The sequence below is a fragment of the Pseudomonas allokribbensis genome, from assembly GCF_014863605.1.
Classification (GTDB): domain Bacteria; phylum Pseudomonadota; class Gammaproteobacteria; order Pseudomonadales; family Pseudomonadaceae; genus Aquipseudomonas; species Aquipseudomonas allokribbensis.
In genome coordinates, this window is record NZ_CP062252.1 from 1,340,196 (window position 1) to 1,355,090 (window position 14,895).

General features: G+C 58.2%; 20 protein-coding genes. 18 read left to right on the forward strand and 2 right to left on the reverse strand.

The features are described 5' to 3' along the window. Positions 1 to 174: 174 nt before the first annotated feature. Both IF199_RS05965 and IF199_RS05970 read right to left on the reverse strand, forming a co-directional pair. The gene (locus IF199_RS05965) at positions 175 to 342 is read right to left on the reverse strand and encodes a hypothetical protein (RefSeq protein ID WP_192559909.1); all 168 of its coding nucleotides are present in this window, start codon (positions 340 to 342) and stop codon (positions 175 to 177) included. 11 nt (positions 343 to 353) lie between these two features. Continuing rightward, a complete protein-coding gene (locus IF199_RS05970) occupies positions 354 to 1,064 on the reverse strand; it encodes a zeta toxin family protein (RefSeq protein ID WP_192560912.1) in 711 nt (236 codons plus the stop codon). A 205-nt stretch (positions 1,065 to 1,269) separates the two neighbouring features. On the opposite strand from IF199_RS05970, the gene IF199_RS05975 reads away from it, so the two are divergent. The 18 genes from IF199_RS05975 to IF199_RS06060 all read left to right on the forward strand — a co-directional run bounded on the left by IF199_RS05975 (position 1,270) and on the right by IF199_RS06060 (position 14,781). Beyond that, the gene (locus IF199_RS05975; protein ID WP_085729827.1) at positions 1,270 to 2,004 is read left to right on the forward strand and encodes a LexA family transcriptional regulator; all 735 of its coding nucleotides are present in this window, start codon (positions 1,270 to 1,272) and stop codon (positions 2,002 to 2,004) included. Positions 2,005 to 2,152: 148 nt separating this feature from the next. Then, positions 2,153 to 2,341, forward strand: coding sequence for a hypothetical protein (locus IF199_RS05980; RefSeq protein WP_134825654.1), 189 nt, complete (start codon positions 2,153 to 2,155; stop codon positions 2,339 to 2,341). Between the two features lie 194 nt (positions 2,342 to 2,535). Further along, complete coding sequence (locus tag IF199_RS05985; protein ID WP_096819608.1) at positions 2,536 to 2,967, forward strand: tail fiber assembly protein; 432 nt, start codon at positions 2,536 to 2,538, stop codon at positions 2,965 to 2,967. Between the two features lie 153 nt (positions 2,968 to 3,120). After that, the gene (locus tag IF199_RS05990) at positions 3,121 to 3,522 is read left to right on the forward strand and encodes a tail fiber assembly protein (RefSeq protein WP_192559910.1); all 402 of its coding nucleotides are present in this window, start codon (positions 3,121 to 3,123) and stop codon (positions 3,520 to 3,522) included. Positions 3,523 to 3,663: 141 nt separating this feature from the next. Beyond that, on the forward strand, positions 3,664 to 4,083 hold the full coding sequence (locus tag IF199_RS05995) for a tail fiber assembly protein (RefSeq protein WP_192559911.1): 420 nt from the start codon (positions 3,664 to 3,666) through the stop codon (positions 4,081 to 4,083). A gap of 151 nt (positions 4,084 to 4,234) precedes the next feature. Next, positions 4,235 to 4,669 (forward strand): tail fiber assembly protein, encoded by a 435-nt coding sequence (locus IF199_RS06000; RefSeq protein WP_192559912.1) that lies wholly within the window; start codon positions 4,235 to 4,237, stop codon positions 4,667 to 4,669. Between the two features lie 124 nt (positions 4,670 to 4,793). Continuing rightward, positions 4,794 to 5,132 carry a phage holin family protein gene (locus IF199_RS06005; protein WP_096819604.1) on the forward strand — a complete coding sequence of 113 codons (339 nt, stop codon included), beginning with the start codon at positions 4,794 to 4,796 and terminating at the stop codon, positions 5,130 to 5,132. Positions 5,133 to 5,205: 73 nt separating this feature from the next. Beyond that, the gene (locus IF199_RS06010) at positions 5,206 to 5,727 is read left to right on the forward strand and encodes a hypothetical protein (RefSeq protein WP_192559913.1); all 522 of its coding nucleotides are present in this window, start codon (positions 5,206 to 5,208) and stop codon (positions 5,725 to 5,727) included. Between the two features lie 3 nt (positions 5,728 to 5,730). After that, the gene (locus IF199_RS06015) at positions 5,731 to 6,339 is read left to right on the forward strand and encodes a phage baseplate assembly protein V (protein ID WP_096819602.1); all 609 of its coding nucleotides are present in this window, start codon (positions 5,731 to 5,733) and stop codon (positions 6,337 to 6,339) included. A 14-nt stretch (positions 6,340 to 6,353) separates the two neighbouring features. After that, positions 6,354 to 6,686: a phage baseplate protein gene (locus IF199_RS06020; RefSeq protein WP_102621413.1), complete on the forward strand. Its 333-nt coding sequence runs from the start codon at positions 6,354 to 6,356 to the stop codon at positions 6,684 to 6,686. Next, positions 6,683 to 7,678: a baseplate J/gp47 family protein gene (locus IF199_RS06025; protein ID WP_102621412.1), complete on the forward strand. Its 996-nt coding sequence runs from the start codon at positions 6,683 to 6,685 to the stop codon at positions 7,676 to 7,678. Before IF199_RS06020 ends, IF199_RS06025 begins: the two co-directional genes overlap by 4 nt. Further along, the gene (locus IF199_RS06030) at positions 7,675 to 8,310 is read left to right on the forward strand and encodes a phage tail protein I (protein WP_192559914.1); all 636 of its coding nucleotides are present in this window, start codon (positions 7,675 to 7,677) and stop codon (positions 8,308 to 8,310) included. The genes IF199_RS06025 and IF199_RS06030 overlap by 4 nt, the downstream gene beginning before the upstream one ends. Further along, entirely contained in the window at positions 8,311 to 11,631 is a 3,321-nt protein-coding gene (locus IF199_RS06035) for a phage tail protein (RefSeq protein ID WP_244142444.1), read from the forward strand. A 9-nt stretch (positions 11,632 to 11,640) separates the two neighbouring features. After that, entirely contained in the window at positions 11,641 to 12,156 is a 516-nt protein-coding gene (locus tag IF199_RS06040) for a DUF4376 domain-containing protein (protein WP_192559915.1), read from the forward strand. A 101-nt stretch (positions 12,157 to 12,257) separates the two neighbouring features. Then, entirely contained in the window at positions 12,258 to 12,443 is a 186-nt protein-coding gene (locus IF199_RS06045) for a hypothetical protein (protein WP_039771239.1), read from the forward strand. Positions 12,444 to 12,445: 2 nt separating this feature from the next. Continuing rightward, positions 12,446 to 13,612, forward strand: coding sequence for a phage tail sheath protein (locus tag IF199_RS06050; protein ID WP_192559916.1), 1,167 nt, complete (start codon positions 12,446 to 12,448; stop codon positions 13,610 to 13,612). Further along, positions 13,612 to 14,118, forward strand: coding sequence for a phage major tail tube protein (locus IF199_RS06055; RefSeq protein WP_096819596.1), 507 nt, complete (start codon positions 13,612 to 13,614; stop codon positions 14,116 to 14,118). The genes IF199_RS06050 and IF199_RS06055 overlap by 1 nt, the downstream gene beginning before the upstream one ends. 81 nt (positions 14,119 to 14,199) lie before the next feature. Continuing rightward, positions 14,200 to 14,781 (forward strand): phage tail assembly protein, encoded by a 582-nt coding sequence (locus IF199_RS06060; protein WP_192559917.1) that lies wholly within the window; start codon positions 14,200 to 14,202, stop codon positions 14,779 to 14,781. Positions 14,782 to 14,895 lie beyond the last annotated feature (114 nt).

The following is a 14,895-nucleotide window of genomic DNA, read 5'->3' on the forward strand; positions in this document are numbered from 1 at the left end:
TGTGGGGTAAAAGCGGGGCAGTCGCCGGGCTTTTCCGCGATGGGCGCAAGGTTACCATGGGCGGTCTTGCAGGCGCTGCCCTGAGCAGGGTTGGATAGTGCGGTGTATCCGATTGCGGTCAGGAAATGACAAAACCCGGCACTTGGCCGGGCTTTCAGGGAAAAATGTAAGCTATCAGGCTCGTTTCACTTCGGCCTGCATCATGACGAGATTCTGTTGCTTGGTCGCCTCAGTCAAAACCTCACCATAGACACGCTTCTTTTGTTCGGCCTTCGCGTTACGAATAAAGTCGGCAAAGGGGTTTTTGGCACCTTTTCTAGCGCCAAGCTTAATAGAAATCATGAATGCGCTCCTTAGGGTGTCCCGAGCCTGGCTTGAAGATCGGCTCGTGTGTATTTCTCAGGTATATGGTAGTCAATTTTGTCGACACCAGCTTTGTAAAGCCGCCCCGAGTTATCGATGTGCTTGAGCAACAGATCGACATGGATATCACCACTGAACTCTAACTTAAGCGAGTTCACTACGTCACGTGCTGCAAAATACTGATCGATGAAATGCTCTTTTCGGATCCTCCTGCCCTCAGCTTCCTCTCGGGCTTTTACAAAATCCCAAGCCAGAAATGGATTTTGATAGACATACAAAATTTGCACAAACCGGCCTTTCTTCAAGGATCGTTCAACATTTTTTCTGGCCACATCGATGTTTGAAAGGGTTCCATCCAACAGAAATGACTGTCTTTGATCGATGGCGAAGTCGAGGATTTTTTCAACCAAAATCGAAACGCCTCCTTGGAAAAGCCACGAGTTCCCTCCTGAGTATTCAGAGAATTCGCTTCTCAGCTCGTCGGGGTCGATTCTCAGGATTTTCGTATCCGCGAAAAGGTTGATCAGGGCGATTGACGCTTCTGTTTTTCCTGCACCCGGTGAACCTGCCATGAATACGGATACCGGCGCTTCCTCCGGGAGAAAGACGGTTTTGTCTGTGAGGCGCTTCGCGATGGCCTTTTTGTTTGAGCGAGCAAAAACAATCGCTTGGGAGGAAATAATCTGTTCCGCTGGTGACATGGATCGCCTTGCGGGGTCGGTATCATTCACTTTGAAGATCCTTTCCAGGTTGATTTCGTGCTGATCAGGCTAGTCCGATTGATTGCGCTTCTACAGAAATCGATTGATTTGAAATGAAACAAGGTTTGAATTCGAACACGTCAAATGCACGATTTATGCAAATCAGCATTTGTCTTCCCGAAAAACTTCAAGCACTATGCGCGTTATGCAAAAACGCAACGTATCCTCCGTCTTAAGAGCACTGCTCGATCAGCACGGGATCTCCCCCACGGAGCTCCACCGTCGCACCGGCGTGCCTCAATCCACTCTCTCGCGGATTCTCAGCGGGAAGATCGTCGATCCTTCGGATAAACACATCTCGAAGATTGCCGAGTACTTCGCCGTGAGCACCGATCAGTTGCGCGGGCGCGCGGATGTTGCGCCGGTCGCCGGCGGCGGGCGCGAGGAGTTGCATTCCGAACTCAAGGACATAAGCCTGTGGGACGATGACACGCCCGTCGATGACGACGAGGTGTCGGTGCCCTTTCTTCGCGAGGTTGAATTGGCTGCTGGATCAGGAAGATTCGTCATCGAAGAGAGCGAACGCTCTAGCCTGCGCTTTGGCAAGCGTAGCCTGCGCCATAATGGTGTGCAGTTCGACCAGGCCAAATGCGTGACCGTACGGGGCAACAGCATGTTGCCGGTGCTGCGTGACGGCGCCACTGTCGGTGTCAACGCGGGCAAGTGCGGGATCGGCGACATTGTCGATGGCGACCTTTATGCGATCAATCACAACGGTCAATTGCGGGTGAAGCAGCTCTATCGCCTGCCTACCGGTATCCGCCTGCGCAGCTTCAATCGCGATGAGCATCCGGATGAGGACTACAGCTTCCAGGAGATCCAAGAGGAGCAGATTGTCATCCTCGGTCACGTCTTCTGGTGGGGCATGTACGCCCGATAACGACCCCTCTCCCAGATAAAACCCGCCCACGGCGGGTTTTTTTTCGCCTGTAGAAAAGCGGCCAACCCTTGATCGGCGGGGCTTTGATGCATCCGCGCATTTCTTATGCATAAATAAATGCATTTACGCATTGACTGGATATGCACACATGCATATTCTTGCCACCAAGCCGCTCGACAAAGCGGCTGGCAACAACAGCTCTTTAGTTCCACAAGAACAGGCAGCGATGAACCGGCCTCAACGGTTCAGAGGGTTGGCAACTGACCCGGGTGTGCAGCGTAAAGCACCAGAAGCAGTTATCCGGCGGGCAGGGACCGCGGTCGGAAAAACAATTTGAACGGACTCGTACCGCGCCAGTAGCGCCGAAAAGTCAGCTTCCTTCACGTACACAGGATTGAAGGAAGGCAAAGGAGTGCATTACTGAAAAGCCCGGCGCATTGCCGGGCTTTTTGGAATGCTCCTCTGAGCAGATCACCTGCAATGAATATTGTGCAGAGCAGGGCCTGGTTAAATAGACAAAGGGAAATTGGAATGAATCGTTATGCACTGATGGAGTTGATCTCCGGGTACAGCTTTTATCTGGTCAACCAAATCGTGGAGGCTGAAAGTCAGCCGCCACTTCCTGAACAGACAGGACCGATGGACTACTGGATGGATATCACCACAAATCCGGAGGCTCAAGTTGGCTTGATATACAGGTACCTCGGCCCGGAACCTGGCTTCTTTCAAGCCGTTTATAGTGACTACGTTGCCATTGCTGCCGCCCGCAAGAAGCTGCGCCTTGACATTGCGGACAGATGGCTGCCGTTTAACCCGCTGCAATACCGGGTAGAGCTGGGTGCGGCAACCCCGGCAGAGGTGACGCAGTGGCAAGCCTACAAACAGTACATCGTCGACCTGACCGAGATTAACAATCAGCCCGGTTATCCAACGGCACTCAACTGGCCGGTTGCTCCTTTCTGAGTCACTCGCCTCACAAGACTTCCACAGCATGTGCACGACTGAAGAGCCCGGCGTAATGCCGGGCTTTTTGAAGTGCCTGGCGGATGCAATCGCTGTGGCAGTACCTCTGAAGATGAACGCATCTTCGTGAAATATCAAACCAAGGAGCAGGGAATGAAGTTGTTTGCGCTCGTAGAAGGATCGAAGGTTACCCGTCTGGTGGAAAGTGAAGAGATGCCGATTACAACTTCACCCTTTGGTAATTGGGTCGATGTAACCGGAAACACTGAAATCGCAGTGAATGACCGCGCGTCCTTCAATGGCGGCTGGACGTTCACAAAACCAAGCGACGCAGAGCTGATCAACGAGATCGAATATGACGCACTGTTGCGACTGAGGGACATTGAAGGCCGCCTGCTGAAGAAGTCTTTGCAGTTCAAGGTTGATCTTGGCGTAGCCGAACCTGCCGAAGCGGCGTTGTTGCTGGTTTGCAAGCAGTACGCCATTGCCATCAGCGATCTCAACAAGCAACCAGGTTATCCACGGACTGTTGTTTGGCCCGTTGTGCCTCAGTAAGCCGGTTTAACCCCTCAATGGATCACTCAGGATCGCACGGCTGATAAGCCCGGCCTCAGCGCCGGGCTTTTTGGAATGCCTTGACTGATTCAGACAGATTTTCAAACAAGTCCGGGGTGCCGGCAGATCAAGGTAATAGTGATGAAAAAGTACGCACGTATTGTCGGTGGTAAGGTCGACAACCTTTTTGAAACCAATAACCCGATTCAAGAAGAGTTCCCTGCCGATCAACTTTGGGTAGACGTCACAAGTCTTTCCATTTACCAGATCGACTATGACTCGACGGCAGTCAATAACGGCGGCGTCTGGACGTTCAGCGCTCCGGACCCAACGATGCCGAGCATGTTGTCTCTTCGATTGAACAACGAAAGAAATACCCGTCTTGCCAAGTTGAACGATCGCCTGACCGCGACCGCGCTGCCATTCAAGGTCGAGTTGGGTATCGCGACAGAAGCCGACAAGGCTTATCTGCTGGCTCACAAGCGGTTCTGCATCGACCTGAGTAATGTGAACAAACAGCCTGGTTACCCACTGACCGTTGTCTGGCCGCCATTGCCATAAATGCAATTGCGGTACTTGCTCCAGCAGTATCGTAAACCGGAGTGCATGACTGAAAGGCCTCTCTAGAGGTTTCTTTGTGATCTGCAAATAAACCCCGGTGGCTGGGGTGCAGATGAATAAATCAGTCTTCTGAAAATTTAGAGAAAAAACAATGAATCGATATGCATTTGTCCCGACTTTTAGCCAAACATCTTTTTTATTAGTGACTCACGTGCTGGATACAGAAGGAGGCGCTCCAACGACCAGTCCGGATGGGGTTCAGGGGAATTGGCACGATGTAACCGCTTACTCCGGTGTTCAAGTCGGCTGGAAAGTTGAGTATTTCTTCGATAAGGGGCTTGTTTTTACCGAGCTGACTTATGAAGACCATCTGACGCTTGCCTCGATTTACATGCAGCAGCGCTTCGATGAGACCACGCGTCGCCTGATGTTCAATCCATTGCAATGCAAAGTAGATCTTGGCATCGCTACTCCGGCAGATGAGGCAGCATTGATCACTTATAAGCGATACATCATCGCTGTCAGTGAAGTCGTAAACCAGCCTGGCTACCCGTCCACGATCAACTGGCCTGCGACACCTTACTAACAACAAATGAGCGCGCATTACTGAAAAGCCCGGCCTCGGCGCCGGGCTTTTTGGAATGCCTGCCTCGAGAGAAAACGTTTGAACCCAACACACACCACTCATCCATCACACCAGGAGGCGTGACATGACAAACGAGCAACAAGCGTTGGCGGACATGCCGATCTGGCTGGTCATCCTGCTTGCCGTGGCGGGCGGGGTCTCCGGCGAAATGTGGCGCGCCGACAAGGACGGCGCCCGCGGCTGGCCACTGCTGCGACGGCTGGCCCTGCGCTCCGGCGCCTGCATGATCTGCGGCGTCTCGGCGATCATGCTGCTGTACGCCGCCGGCATGTCGATCTGGGCCGCCGGCGCCTTCGGCTGCCTGACCGCAATGGCCGGTGCCGACGTCGCCATCGGTCTCTACGAACGCTGGGCCGCCAAGCGCATCGGCGTCTGCGAAGTACCTCCGCGCGACCCACAGTAACCCCTTCACTTTCTTGTCTCGCTGCACGCCGTGCGGCGGGACTGCGCGTGGACATTTGAAAAGGAGGTCATGCATGCCCGCACCGATCCGGCAGCCATCGCAGCTGTTCACGGCGATGGCGACAGCCTTGCGCAATAACGTTGACCTGAACGTGCAAGTCGGCAATCACGATGACTTTACGGCACCCGGCGACAAGGCCTGGGTGTTGATCGATATCGAACGAAATGCACCGGGAGAGCGGGCAGCCAACGGGCGGATTGCCCATGTGCTGACGCTGTCGCTGCAGGTCATTCCGGCAGTTTCCGCCACGGCGTTTGCTGCCTGCGATCTGATCGCCGCACTGAAAAACCTGATCACCGACAACCGCTGGGGCCTGCCCGGCGATCAATGTGATCTGCCGATGAACATCGATGGATTGCCGTCCTTGCTCACCCGTGCCGATCAACAGAGCAAAGCCTGGACGCTGTCGTTCAACCAGACCCTCTACCTCGGTCCGACCTTGCTCGACGACCCGCTCGGCACACCGAAATTCGCCCGCACCTGGGAAGTCAGCGACATCGACGACCCCGACCAATACACCTCGCTGGAGGCCTGACCGATGTTCGACGCATTACTGCGTATGCAACTGGGGCCGATCATCGAACGCCTGGCCGAGATGGAAGCGGAGATCGAAGACCTGCACCGACGCGCCGAAAGCTATTGCCGCATCGGTATCTGTCAGGAAGTCGATGCGGCGAGCAATACCTGCAAGGTCAGCCACGGAGGATTGCTCACCCCGGCCATCAAGTTCTTCAACCCGAGCGCCGGCGCACAGAGCGAGTCGCGGATTCCGAGCGTTGGCGAACAGTGTCTGCTGTTCAACTACGGCAGCGGCGAAAGCGGTGCGCAAAGCGTGGCGTTGTTCGGCTTGAACAGTGACCGTTTTCCTCCCGCTGCCACCGTCCCCACGCTGACGCGACGGGTGCATGTCGATGGCAGCGAAAGTGGCTACGACGATGCCTCTCACACCCTGCACTGGCAAAACGGTCCTGTGGCTTTCAGCGGTTCTCGCGAGTCGCTTGAACTGAGCATCGGCCCCGCACGGCTGGCGATGACGCCGCAAGCGATCAACCTGCAACTGGGCGCTGTCGGCCTGACGATCGACGCCTCGGGCGTGCACTTCAGCGGCCCGCTGGTGGATCACCAGGGTCGCGTCATCAGCCCCTGAATCAAGAGCCTCCCATGATCGGAATCGATAGAAACACCGGGGCCACGGTCGACGACTGGCTGCAATTCGTGCAGCGCGCGACCCGGGCCCTGACCACGCCTTTGGGCACACGGCAGAAGCGGCCCTTGTACGGGTCGCTGATCCCCACGTTGCTGGGGCAGAACCTCGGCGATGACGTTCTGCTTCTGGCGCAAAGCCACGCCGCGCAGGCGTTCTACAACGCACAGAACGGCATCGGCGATTTTCAGCCGCAAGTGATCGTCGCCAGCCGTCAGGGCGCCGGTTTGCTGCTGCGTTTTGCCGGCACCTGGAAAAACCGCCAACAGACTTTCGAGGTCGTGACATGAGCATGTTGATCCCTGGTCAGAACCAACTGGCCGAACCCTCACTGATCAAGGTCGAGGCCTTCGAGGATCTGCTCGCCGAGTTCAAGGCCTTCGTCCTCGAGTACGTCGGCACCCGCTCGCCGGACAGCGCGGCAAAACTCAAGACCAGCCTGGAAAACGAAAGCGAACTGCTGACCCTGGCCCTGGAGGCTTTCTGCGTTCGCCTGCAAACCCACGAACGCAAATACAACGCCCGGATCAAGCAGATGCTGGCGTGGTGGGCGACCGGCAGCAACCTCGATGCACGGCTGGCGGACATGGGCCTGGAGCGACAGTTGCTCGACCCGGGCGACCCGGCGGCGTTCCCGCCGGTGCCGGCGATTTACGAAAGCGACGATGACGCCCGGTTGCGCTATTACCTGGCGCCCCATGCGCCAGCGGCGGGTTCGCGGATGCAGTACCGCCGCGAAGTCTTCACCCTCGGCGAACGGCCGGCGGTGAAAGTCGAATCCACCGATGCCGGCGTCGTCGACGTCACCTACACCTTCGCCCCGGACGGCCTCGCCGCACAGGTCAAGGATGGCAACGGTCGTCGCACGGCTCCCGGTGAAGTGCAGGTGACCGTGCTTTCCCGCGACGCCGACGGTACACCGTCCGCCGCGCTGCTCGACGGCGTGCGCCAACACTTTGCCCGACCCGATGTCTGCCCGGAAACCGACAAGGTCACCGTCAAAGCTGCGGACATTCAGCGTTACAAGATCCGCGTCGTGGCGAAGATCAATTCCGGCCCGGATTCGGGCCTGACCAAAGTCGCCGCGCAACAGCATTTGCAGGCCTACGCCGACAGTTGCCATCGCCTGGAAGGCCGGGTCGATCCGAGCTGGATCGACTACACGCTGCACAGCGCCGGCGCCGTGCAATTGCAGATTCTTGAACCGCTGACACCCATCGTGTGCACCGCGTTTCAAGCGCCGTACTGCACGGCGGTCGAGGTTGAGGTGCAGACACTATGACGGATCAGACACCGCGTCCGACCCTGCTGCCGGCCAACAGCTCGGCGCTGGAGCGGGCACTCGACATCGGCTTCAGCACATTGCTTGACCGCATCGCGCCACCGTTTCCCGAGCTGATGAACCCGAGTTCGACGCCCGTCGCGTTCCTGCCGTATCTCGCGGCGGATCGCGGCGTGGCCGAATGGAGCACCGACGCACCGGAAGCGGAAAAGCGCCTGACCGTCGAACTGGCCTGGCCCACCGCGCGCCGGGCCGGCACCCGCAAGGCGCTGGAGAACGCCGCCAAGGGGTTGCAACTGAGACCCGAGATTCGCGCCTGGTACGAACAGACTCCGCCGGGTGCGCCTTACAGCTTCTCCGTGCGGGCCTTCAGCGAACAACCCTACAGCGAAGAAATCGACGCCCGTCTCGACCGACGCCTGGCTGATGCCAAGAGCGAACGGGACGTGCTGTCGGTGTCGGTCGGCCTCAGCGCCTTTGGCTCTCATGTGATCGGCGCCGCGACGTTCTGCGGCGAGCTGACCACGGTCTATCCGGTGTTCCTCGAAGGACTCGAAACCTCCGGCAAGGCCTTTATGGCGGCCGGTCTGTACACCGTCGAAACATCCACTATTTATCCTCAGGGGGCCTGAATGGCTGACTATTACACCCTGCTAACCAACGCAGGGATTGCCTACGAAACCGCCTGCAAGGCAGCGGGCGTGCCGATCAAGCTGACGCAGATTTCCGTCGGTGATGGCGGTGGCGCGGTCTACAACCCGGCCGCGACGGCCACCGCGCTGAAACGCGAAGTCTGGCGCGGACCGCTCAACGCGCTGTTCCAGGACGAGAAGAACCCGAGCTGGCTGCTCGCCGAAGTCACCATTCCGCCGGATGTCGGCGGCTGGTACGTGCGTGAAGCCGGGCTGTGGACCGACACCGGCATTCTCTACGCCATCGTCAAATACCCGGAGTCGTTCAAACCGGTACTGGCCACGTCGGGCTCGGGCAAAGAGTTCTACATCCGCTCGATCTTCGAGACCAGCAATGCCTCGCTGGTGACGCTGCTGATCGACGACACCGTGGTCAAGGCCACACGTGCCTGGGTCATGAGCTACCTCGCCGAAGAACTCGGCAAACTCGATGGCAAACAGTCGGTACGTGTCGCCGCCACCGCCAACGTAGTGTTGAACGGTGCGCAGCAGATCGACGGTGTGGCGGTGATTGCCGGCGACCGCGTGCTGCTGCCGAATCAGACCCTGGCGAAAGACAACGGTCTGTGGATCGTCGCCAACGGTGACTGGACTCGGGCCAACGATGCCAACGTCAGCGCCAAGGTCACACCGGGCCTGACGGTGATGGTGGAAGAGGGCACGCTCAACGGCGATTCGCTGTGGCACCTGACTACCAACGCGCCGATCACCCTCGGTACTACCGCGCTGACATTCAAGATGCTGGCCGGGCGCACCGGGATTGCCGCTGGTACTTACAAGAGTTTGAGCGTCGACGAATATGGCCGTGCGACGGCCGGCTCGAATCCTGACACGCTGGCCGGTTTCGGCATCAAGGACTCCTACACCAAGGCTGAAGTCGAAGCGCTGATTGCCAAGGCCTCGGCGCTGCCGGTAGGTTCGATCGTGGCGTTCCCGGTTGATACACCGCCACCGGGTTTTCTGGAGCTGGACAACAGCGTCAAGAGCAGCGCGACCTATCCGGACTTGAGCGCCTATCTGGGCGGCAAGTTCAACAAGGGCGATGAGGGTGTCGGGAATTTCCGTTTGCCTGAAGCGCGCGGGGAGTTCTTGCGCGGTTGGGATCATGGGCGTGGGGTGGATGTCGGCCGAGCGATCGGAAGTTCCCAGCTCGATTCCTTGCAGAACATAAGCGGCTATATCGACGGCAATCTGGATATCAGAACGGCCAGTGGCGTATTTGGACTATCGAACCCTAACCCGGTACCGGTCTCTACAAACGGATCAAACGGGTTTCATTCCGCGAGTTTCGATGCTTCCAAAGTGGCGCGTACTTCGACGGAAACTCGTGGCCGCAACGTCGCCGTCATGTGGTGCATCAAGGCCTGGAACGCCCCGGTCAATCAGGGAAACATCGACGTAGCGGCACTGGTCAAGGAAGTCTCACGCCTCGGTTCGGCCGTTCCGGTGGGCGCTGTCATGGCATTTCCAACGGGGATTGTGCCGCCCGGCTTTCTTGAGCTGGATGGCAGTGTGCAGACCATTGCGACTTATCCGGATCTGGCGACTTACCTCGGTACGACCTACAACAAAGGTGATGAAGGTACGGGCAATTTCCGTTTGCCGGATTCGCGCGGTGAATTCCTTCGGGGCTGGGATCATGGTCGTGGCGTGGATGCAGGCCGCAACGTCGGTACCGCACAGGCCGACATGCTCAAGGCGCACAACCACTCGATCTCGTCCACCGGCAACGAAATGGTTCAGGGCAATGCCTCCGGGCTGGCTGTTACCAATTGGCGCGCCTCTCAGGGGGTGACCGGAAGTGCCGGTGGAACTGAAACCCGTCCGCGCAACGTCGCCGTCATGTGGTGCATCAAGGCCTGGAACGCGCCGATCAATCAGGGCAGCATCGACGTAGCCGCACTGGCCAAGGAAGTCTCGCAGCTAAAGTCTTCTGTTCCTGTAGGTGCTGTTTTGTCGTTCCCAATGGGCGTCGTTCCTGCCGGTTATCTGGAACTGGATGGCAGTGTGCAAAGCATTGCGACTTATCCGGATCTGGCGGCTTATCTGGGTACTACTTACAACAAAGGCAATGAGGGCGCGGGCAACTTCCGATTGCCGGAATCCCGTGGTGAGTTCCTCCGTGGCTGGGATCATGGACGGGGTGTTGACTCTGGGCGGGCAATTGGCAGCTGGCAAGTCGGTACTGCCACTTATGGTGATGGTGATGGCGTCAACCTGCCGATTCCAAATTTGAACAATCCCGACCATGTAAGGGTGCTGGGGCTCGATTACGACACCGCCCCGGCCGTCGTTGAACCGGTAACGGCGTATGTCACGGCCACTGCGACGACAACCCAACTGCCTATGGATGGTGTTCAAACACCCGGAACCGCATACATTGGTGTTGACTTCATGCGTTCAAGGCCTCGAAACCTTGCCGTCATGTGGTGCATCAAGGCCTGGAACGCGCCGGTCAATCAGGGAGCGATCGATATCGCCGCACTCGCAGCGGCCGTTGAAACCGCCTCCAGCAATGGCCCGCTTGCAGGGAGCATGCGCGGTGACAAAATGCAGATCACGGTTGCGTCCTCATCGGGAACAATCAAGGTGGCCGGGGTTGTTGTCGGCAATGCCAACGGCAAGACGCGCACCCTGCGAAACTTCAGCCAGTTGATTGATCTGGCGTCGGCAAACAAGGGCCTTGGCGCCATGGATGTCGGGTCAGCACCAGTCAATGGTTATGTAGCGCTTTATGCCTTCTACAACCCGGAAACCGAGGCCCAGGGTGTGATGGCGTGGAACTGCACGTCGGCTGTGGCCCCTGTCGTGTACGGTGGATCGGCTCCACCAGCGGGTTACACCTACTCGGCGCTTATCGGAGTGTGGCCAACGAACGCCAGCGGCCAGTTCCCGAACGGCTATCAGGAAGATCGAACGTTCTCCTGGAATGGCAAGGAAGTGATGTCGACACAAGGGGGACGGTCAGATTACTCGCCGTTTACGGTGGCGACCGCTGTTCCGATGAACGCCAAGGCATGCCAAGGCTACATCGTGCTTCAGAACACTATGAGTGGGGTCAACACGTATGCAGCACTTGGCGGGGAAGGTGGTGTTAGCGGCATGGGGTTCGCGTGTAACCCGTCAGCCGGGGCCAATGGCGGTATTCAAGTTGCGTTTCCGTTCTTGCCACTGACCAAACCTCAGACGCTGTACCACATCCTGTCGGCGTCCGCTGGCATCGCAACCTTTAACGTCAGCATCACTGCATACAAATTTTAAGGGTGACCCATGAGCATCTATGTCCAATTTACGGACGAGCACCTGCTTGCCGTGAAGGCGGTTTTTGCAGAGCCGCAAGATGAGACGCATTGGCCGAATCAGGGCGTCGTTGCAGATGACGATGTCCGCTATCTGGCCTATATCGCTTCAAAAACCGGAAATGCCCCTGTCTCAACAGAGGAAGTCATTGCTGCCGAGCGATTCCGCCGGGAAGCTGCTGGTGTGTCGGTCGGCGAGCTGCTGATCGAGACAACTCGCGACAGCCAGGCGCTGATCGCAAGCACCGGGCTCTCAGCCATTCTCGATCCTGAATACCGCTGCAATTTCAAAACAGCGAGGGGATTCGTCGAGATTGGCGCTGCGCAGATTATCGAAATTGCGAAAGCAGTGCGGGCACATGTACAGGCCTGCTTTGACCGCGAGCTGACCTTGTTGCGCGCAATCGAGACAGGCGACTACCACGACGAAATGCTGACCGAGGGTTGGCCAGACTCATCGTCGACCGACTCCGCAGATCTCAAATAAACGCCCCGCACCCCGGGGCGTTTTCTTTCACCCCCCAAAACTTTCAACACCCGCCAAGCCCCTCCCTTCGAGGGGCTTTCCCGTTTATGGAGAAACGAAAAATGGCAACCCGCCAAACCTACACCGTGCTCGTTCCATTCCCCACCGGCGGTGGGCACTGGTCGAGCGTCGGCCAGGAACTCGATCTGCTCGACGTCGAGGCCAGTGCCCTGCACAGCGCCGGTCGACTGGAGCTGAAAACACCTACCACCAAGGCCGTGAAGGCCGCTGCCAAGAAGGCTGACTGACTATGGCTGAGGTTCTGAACTTCGAGCACAACGGCATTACCGTCAATGCCACCGAATCCCCCGAGGCCATGGGTGGCCTGGGCGACAACGTCATCGGTCTGGTCGGCACCGCGCCGAAAGCCGATCCGCTGATTCCGCGCAACGCACCGTTTCGCATCAATAGCTTCACCACCCATGCGCTGCTCGATCCGACCGGCTCGGAAGAGGGCACCCTGTACCACGCGGTCTACCAGATCCTCAAAGTGGTCAAGGTGCCGGTGTACGTGGTGATCGTCGAAGCGGGCGCAACTCCGGCCGATACCGTCAACGCGGTGATCGGCGGCGTTGAGCCAGCCACCGGCCGCAAACTCGGTCTGGCGGCTCTGGGCAGCGTCCCGGAAGACCTGACCATCATCGGCGCGCCGGGCTTCACCGGCACTAAAGCGGTGGCCAGCGAGTTCGCCTCGTTCGGCAAGCGCATCAAGGCCCGTGTGGTGCTGGACGGCAAGGATGCTTCGGTCGCCGACCAAGTGTTGTACAGCAAGGATCTGGGCGGCGCCGACCTCGGTTTCGACCGTTGCCTGGTGGTGCACAACATGCCCGCCGTGTACTCGAAAGCGGCGAAGAAAAACGTCTTCCTCGCGCCGTCGAGCCTGGCGATTGCCGCGCTGGCCAAGGTCAAGCAATGGGAAAGCCCGGGCAACCAGGTGACCTACGCCGAAGACGTGTCCCGCGTCGTTGAGTACAACATCCTCGACACCTCCACCGAAGGCGATCTGCTCAACCGCTACGGCGTCAGCTATTACGCCCGCACCGTGCTGGGCGGCTTCTCGCTGCTGGGCAACCGTTCGATCACCGGCAAGTTCATCAGCTACGTCGGTCTGGAAGACGCCATCAGCCGCAAGCTGGTGAAGGCCGGCCAGAAAGCCATGGCCAAGAACCTGACCAAGTCGTTCATGGATCAGGAAGTCAAACGCATCAACGACTGGCTGCAAACCCTGGTCGCCGACGAAACCATTCCTGGCGGCAGCGTCTACCTGCACCCGGAACTCAACAGCGTCGAGAAGTACAAGAACGGCACCTGGTACGTGGTCATCGACTACGGCCGCTACGCGCCGAACGAACACATGGTTTATCAACTCAACGCCCGCGATGAAATCATCGAGCAGTTCCTGGAGGACGTTCTCTAATGTTTACCAACCGCGTAAGACAGGCCATCGCGGCCACCCTGCAAGGCCTGCCGTTGTCGGCGACCGTGGAAGAGTTCACCCCGCCGAAGATCGATTTCGAGATGGAAGGCATGACGGGCGGGCGCTTCATCGTTGAGGAAATGGCCAAGAGCGCCAAGCCGCTGAATGCCACGCTCAAGCTGCAAGGCACCGGCGCTGAAGTGCTGCTGGCGATGGGCGTGAAGCTGGGCGACGACATTCTGCTGAACGTGCGTGAAGCCGGTCAGGATCAGGACGGCAACACCTGGTTCACCTATCACACCGTCGGCGGCAAGCTGAAGTCTCTGGCTGAAGATGCCTTGAAAATGGGCAGTAAAGCCATCACCACGCTGGAACTCTCCTGCCGCACCTACAACCGTCTGGAAAACGGCATTCCGGTGATCGACATCGACGTGCGCACCCAGAAGTTCGTGCTCAACGGCGTCGACATCCTCGGTGATGCCCGTCGTGCGGTGCTGATGCCGTAAGCCTTTTCGGCGCATCAAGCACACACCCTGTGGGCGCTCACGCCCACAGGGATCTTCAAGAACACCCAAGGAATTCCTTTCATGTCGTGGATGCCACCCAAGCATGACCTGTTGTCGCCGATCACCGGTGACGACGGCTCGCAGATCGAATCGATCCAGCTCAAGCCCCTGTTCTACGCCGCCCAGAAAGACGCGCTGGAACGCGCCGGCGACGACGAAGACGATCAGTTCTTCGAACTGGCGCTGCTGGCCACCGGGTTGTCGGTCAAGGAACTCGATCAGCTCAAGCGTCCGGACTACGTGACCATTGCGCAGTACGTGCACGAGATGTCGACCCGTCCGGCGTCGTACTTTCTCGACCAGGTCGAAGACGCGGAAAAAACCGACGATCCCGACCAGGTGCAACTGCTGCAACCGCTCGCCGTCACCGGCCGCACCGTGACCTCGCTGAGCCTGGAAATGCCGGTGCTGCGCGCGACCAAAGTGATGAAGAAACTGAAAACGGCCAAGGAACGCGCCGAGTTCATCACCGCCCATTGCACCGGTCTGATGATCCCCGATCTGGCCCTGATGACCGTCCCGGACTGGACGCAATTGCAGGTGCGCATCGACGATTTTTTAAACCAGCCGGCGGCCTTCTTTCAGAGCGCGACATCGAAGTAATCCTCGATATCGTGCCGCTCATTTACCCGGTAAGTGAGGCGGAAATTCTGGAGTGGGACGCCGAAAAGGCGTTGCGCCGCTACGACATAGCGATCACTCGCCTTGGCGTGAAAC